Origin of the sequence: Kitasatospora sp. NPDC127121 (assembly GCF_042677305.1) — a bacterium.
Lineage (GTDB): Bacteria > Actinomycetota > Actinomycetes > Streptomycetales > Streptomycetaceae > Kitasatospora.
In genome coordinates, this window is sequence record NZ_JBHXTQ010000156.1 from 1 (window position 1) to 5,126 (window position 5,126).

The following is a 5,126-nucleotide window of genomic DNA, read 5'->3' on the forward strand; positions in this document are numbered from 1 at the left end:
CTCCACCACCCCTTGTGTACTGTTACGGCCCCCCACCGGTTTGGGGTGGGCGGCCTTCACGTTTACCCCGGTTGGGGCGTAGGATCATCCGTCCGCTCGTTTTCCGGAGCCGGATTCCGCCGCTACCACCGAGGCCATGCAGAGCAACACGGACACCACCGCCGCCACCGACCGCGAGACCGTACGCGAGCGCGAGATCGCCGGTGAGCAGCAGCACCTCGACACCGTCTACCACCGGCTGGAGGAGAAGCTTGCCGAGGCCGAGTACATCCTGGAGGACGCCGCCAAGCGGGTCCACGTCGGCACCCCCGGCGCGCTCGCCGAGCGCGACGCCCAGGTCTACCGGGCCGGCGCCCACCTCCAGCGCCTGAACAACGAGTTCGAGGACTTCCTGTTCGGCCGGATCGACCTCCAGCGGGCGGACGCCCCGGAGGAACACGGCATCCCCTCCGACACGCCGCTCGACCCGGCCGACCCGGCCGTCGCCGAGACCCTGCACATCGGCCGTCTCGGTGTGCTGGACGCCGAGTACGGGCCGCTGGTGATCGACTGGCGGGCGCCCGCCGCCGCGCCGTTCTACCGCGCCACCCCGGTCGAGCCGGGCCGGGTGGTCCGCCGCCGGGTGATCCGCTCCAAGGGGCGCAGGGTGATCGGCGTCGAGGACGACCTGCTGCGTCCCGACCTCACCCCGACCCTGAACGGCCGGGAGCTGGCGGTGGTCGGCGACGGCGCACTGATGGCCTCGCTCGGCCGCGCCCGCAGCCACTCGATGCGCGACATCGTCTCCTCCATCCAGAAGGAGCAGGACGAGGTGATCCGGGCGGCCGCCGCCGGCGCCACGCTCGTCACCGGCGGCCCGGGCACCGGCAAGACCGCCGTCGCCCTGCACCGCGCCGCGTACCTGCTGTACCAGGACCGCCGCCGCTACGCCGGGGGCATCCTGGTGGTCTCGCCGACCCCGTTGCTGGTCTCCTACACCGAGGGCGTGCTGCCCTCGCTCGGTGAGGAGGGGCAGGTCGCCATCCGCGCGGTCGGCTCGCTGGTGGACGGCGTCGAGGCGGGCACCTACGACAGTCCGGAGGCGGCCCGGGTCAAGGGCTCGGGCCGGATGGTGCAGCTGCTGCGCCGGGCGGCTCGGGCCGCGCTGGAGCTGGGTGCGCCGCAGGAGCTGAAGGTGGTCGCCCGCGGCGAGGTGCTCAAGCTGGACGCGGGCCGGCTCAAGGCCGTGCGCGGCAACGTGATCGGCGCCGGCGGCACCCCGCTGAACCTGCTGCGCCCGCGCGCCCGCCGGATGCTGCTGGACGCCCTGTGGCAGGAGCTCACCCGGCACCTGCCGAAGCCGACCGACCACTACGCCCGCGAGCAGCGCCAGGAGGAGAAGGAGTCCTTCGACGAGTACGTCTCGGACGAGGCGCCGTTCCTGGACTTCCTGGACGCCTGGTGGCCCGCCGTGACCCCGCGCCGGGTGCTCGGCACGCTCAAGCAGCACCGGCACATCAACCGGATCGCCCGCCGCGCCGTCTCCCCGGACGAGGCGAGGCTGCTGGCGGCGTCCTGGCGCCAGCTGTCCCCGAACGGCGAGGGCGCGCTGTCCGCGCACGACGTCGCGCTGGTGGACGAGCTCCAGGTGCTGCTCGGCGAGGCGGCCCGGCCGAAGGTGCGCGAGGTGAACGCGGTGGACCTGCTGAGCGGGCTGGAGGAGGTCACCACCTTCGCCGACCGCAGCTCCCGTCAGCGCGAGCGCGTCCCCGTCGAGCGCACCGAGTACGCGCACGTGATCGTGGACGAGGCGCAGGACCTCACCCCGATGCAGTGGCGCATGATCGGCCGCCGGGCCCGGATGGCGACCTGGACGATCGTCGGCGACCCGGCGCAGTCCTCCTGGCCGTTCCCGCAGGAGGCGCAGGCCGCGCTGGACGAGGTGCTGTCCGGCAAGCCGCGCCGCCGCTTCACGTTGACCGTCAACTACCGCAACCCGGCCGAGATCGCCGAGGTCGCGGCCAAGGTGCTGGCGCTGGCCGCGCCGGGCACCCCGTCGCCGACCGCGGTGCGCCGGGTCGGCGTCGAGCCGCGCTTCGCGGCCGTCGTGGATCCCGCCCCGGAGGCCTTCGGCGCGGCGGCCCGGGCGGAGCTGGAGCGGCTGCTGGGCGAGGTGGACGGCACCGTGGCGATCGTGGTGCCGATGGACCGCCGGGCCGAGGCGGCCGGCTGGGCCGAGGGCCTGGGCGAGCGGGCGGTGGTGCTGGGCAGCCTGGAGGCGAAGGGCCTGGAGTACGACGCGACCGTGGTGGCCGACCCGACCGGCATCGCCGGCGAGTCGGAGGCCGGCCTGCGGGTGCTGTACGTGGCGCTCACCCGGGCGACCCAGCGGCTGACCGTGCTGTCCGGTCCGGACGACCTGCCGGACGCGGCCGGCGTGCCCGCGCTGCTGCACGGCTGACGGCCGGTCCGCCGGACGAAGAAGGCCCCTCACCGGATGGTGAGGGGCCTTCAGACGTTAGTGACACCGACCCGCCATGCTCGCCTCGCGGCAAGTGGTCCCTCGAAGGGACGAAGGTTGGGCCCGGGGGCTTGGATCGAGCCGGTGTCCCGTCCAATGTAACGCATCGGCCCGGAGAGGCAAGAAGTTGTCGGGTCCACACACTCAATGAACGTTATTTCTGGCTACCCCTTGGAAGGTGCGACGATCGAGGTCTAGCATGCGCAGGCGATGCCTTCAACAAAATGTTGAACCTGCCGCACGGACGGAAGAAGGAAGCGTCGATGGCGACGGTGCCCAGTGTCTCCAACTCGATCACGGTGCGGCTGGAGGTCCCGGCCCGGGGCAACGCCGTCAGTGCGATCACCACGGCCGTGGAGTCCTCCGGCGGTTCGGTGACCGGTCTCGACGTCACCGCCTCCGGCCTGGAGGCGCTGCGGATCGACGTCACGGTGGCGGCCTCCTCGGTCGCGCACGGCGAGGAGATCGTCGAGAAGCTGCGGGCGATCGACGGCGTGTCGATCGGCAAGGTCTCGGACCGCACCTTCCTGATGCACCTCGGCGGCAAGATCGAGATGTCGTCCAAGCTCCCGATCCGCAACCGTGACGACCTCAGCATGATCTACACCCCGGGCGTCGCCCGGGTCTGCATGGCGATCGCCGAGAACCCCGAGGACGCCCGCCGCCTCACCATCAAGCGCAACAGCGTCGCCGTGGTCACCGACGGCTCGGCGGTGCTGGGCCTGGGCAACATCGGCCCGGCCGCCGCGCTGCCGGTCATGGAGGGCAAGGCGGCCCTGTTCAAGCGCTTCGCCGGGATCGACGCCTGGCCGATCTGCCTGGACACCCAGGACACCGACGAGATCGTGGCCATCGTCAAGGCGATCGCCCCCGGCTTCGCGGGCATCAACCTGGAGGACATCTCCGCGCCGCGCTGCTTCGAGATCGAGGCCCGGCTGCGCGAGGCCCTGGACATCCCGGTCTTCCACGACGACCAGCACGGCACCGCGATCGTGGTGCTGGCCGCCCTCACCAACGCGCTGAAGGTGGTCGGCAAGGAGATCAGCGACATCCGGGTGGTGATGTCGGGCGCCGGCGCCGCCGGCACCGCGATCCTCAAGCTGCTGCTGGCGGCCGGTGTCGAGCACGCCACCGTGGCGGACGTGCGCGGTGTGGTCCACCAGGGCCGGGAGGACCTCAACGACAGCCTGCGCTGGATCGCCGAGCACACCAACCGCTCGGGCCGCACCGGCAGCCTCAAGGAGGCCGTGGCGGACGCCGACGTCTTCATCGGCGTCTCGGCCCCGAACGTCCTGGACGGCGACGACCTGGCCACCATGGCCGAGGACTCGATCGTCTTCGCGCTGGCCAACCCGGACCCGGAGGTCGACCCGGCCATCGCCCGGCAGACCGCCGCCGTGGTCGCCACCGGCCGCAGCGACTTCCCCAACCAGATCAACAACGTGCTGGTCTTCCCGGGTGTCTTCCGCGGCCTCCTGGACGCCCAGAGCCGCACCGTCAACACCGAGATGATGATCGCCGCCGCCCGGGCGCTGGCCACCACCGTCGCCGACGACGAGCTGAACGCCAACTACATCATCCCGAGCGTCTTCCACAAGGACGTCGCCAAGACGGTCGCCTCGGCGGTGCGCGAGGCGGCGCTGGCGGGCGTCCAGGAGAGCACGGAGCCGGCCCGTCCGACCCCGGGCATCGTCGGCACGCTCGACGCCTCCTCCTTCCCCACCGTCAAGCTCTGACCGGCGAGGCGGCCGACGTGTCGCTGATCGGTCAAATGTCCGAATAGCGGCCTTACCCGTCCGAGTCCGCCCCGAACCCTTGCGACACAAGGGCGAGGGGCGTGTTTGGGCTTGTCGTGCCTAGGGCGTACGGTAGCCCTGCACGGGGCAGGCGTGTCCGACAAGTACGGAACGTCCCCCTGGTCTTCCGGCGCGTCGTCCCGACCGCCGCCCGGGCCCGGTCCGCCGGAGCCGACGGAGCGTCACACCTCCAACGGGCGGGGTTCGTTCGGGTGTCGTGGCCGGGGCCCGATTGGCTTTCTCGGGGCCGGTCGGGGCAGGATTCGTATCCAGGCAGGCGGACGGGCCTTCGACGGCACCGGCGCGCGGCATCGGGTACGGACCCGGCCTGCGACCACGCATTGCCTGCATGAGCACAGTGTGCGGACCTGCGGCCTATCCGGGTGCCCCCCGGTGGGAGTACCGATGGGCCCCCGCACACCGCAAGCGAACAGACCACAGGAGTACACATGAACCGCAGTGAGCTGGTGGCCGCGCTGTCCGAGCGCGCCGAGGTGACCCGCAAGGACGCCGACGCCGTTCTGGCCGCCTTCGCCGAGATCGTCGGCGAGGTCGTCGCCAAGGGCGACGAGAAGGTCACCATCCCCGGTTTCCTGACCTTCGAGCGCACCCACCGCGCCGCCCGCACCGCCCGCAACCCGCAGACCGGTGAGCCGATCCAGATCGCGGCCGGCTACAGCGCCAAGGTGAGCGCGGGCTCCAAGCTGAAGGAAGCCGCCAAGGGCGCCTGAACCACCCCTTGAACGCCCGAGAGGCCGGGGGCACCCCCGGGGGAGCCCCGGCCCGGGGCGTATAAACAAAAACAAGCCCCCCAGAAAAAAGAGTGAAGA

3 protein-coding genes are annotated in these 5,126 nt (G+C 71.8%); all 3 read left to right on the top strand.

What is annotated here, in order from left to right; translation table 11 throughout:
* Positions 1-136: 136 nt before the first annotated feature.
* The 3 genes from ACFVHI_RS36970 (at position 137) to ACFVHI_RS36980 (ending at position 5,027) form a co-directional block, all read left to right on the top strand.
* On the top strand, positions 137-2,440 hold the full coding sequence (locus tag ACFVHI_RS36970) for a HelD family protein (RefSeq protein ID WP_380346430.1): 2,304 nt from the start codon (positions 137-139) through the stop codon (positions 2,438-2,440).
* A 323-nt stretch (positions 2,441-2,763) separates the two neighbouring features.
* Positions 2,764-4,236: an NAD-dependent malic enzyme gene (locus tag ACFVHI_RS36975; RefSeq protein ID WP_063349178.1), complete on the top strand. Its 1,473-nt coding sequence runs from the start codon at positions 2,764-2,766 to the stop codon at positions 4,234-4,236.
* Between the two features lie 509 nt (positions 4,237-4,745).
* Positions 4,746-5,027 (top strand): HU family DNA-binding protein, encoded by a 282-nt coding sequence (locus tag ACFVHI_RS36980; protein WP_030059737.1) that lies wholly within the window; start codon positions 4,746-4,748, stop codon positions 5,025-5,027.
* Positions 5,028-5,126 lie beyond the last annotated feature (99 nt).

Excerpts from the sequence above, each read along its gene's own strand:
- ACFVHI_RS36975 (WP_063349178.1), top strand. The coding sequence starts at position 2,764 with ATGGCGACGGTGCCCAGTGTCTCCAACTCGATCACGGTGCGGCTGGAG.
- ACFVHI_RS36970 (WP_380346430.1), top strand. The coding sequence starts at position 137 with ATGCAGAGCAACACGGACACCACCGCCGCCACCGACCGCGAGACCGTA.
- ACFVHI_RS36980 (WP_030059737.1), top strand. The coding sequence starts at position 4,746 with ATGAACCGCAGTGAGCTGGTGGCCGCGCTGTCCGAGCGCGCCGAGGTG.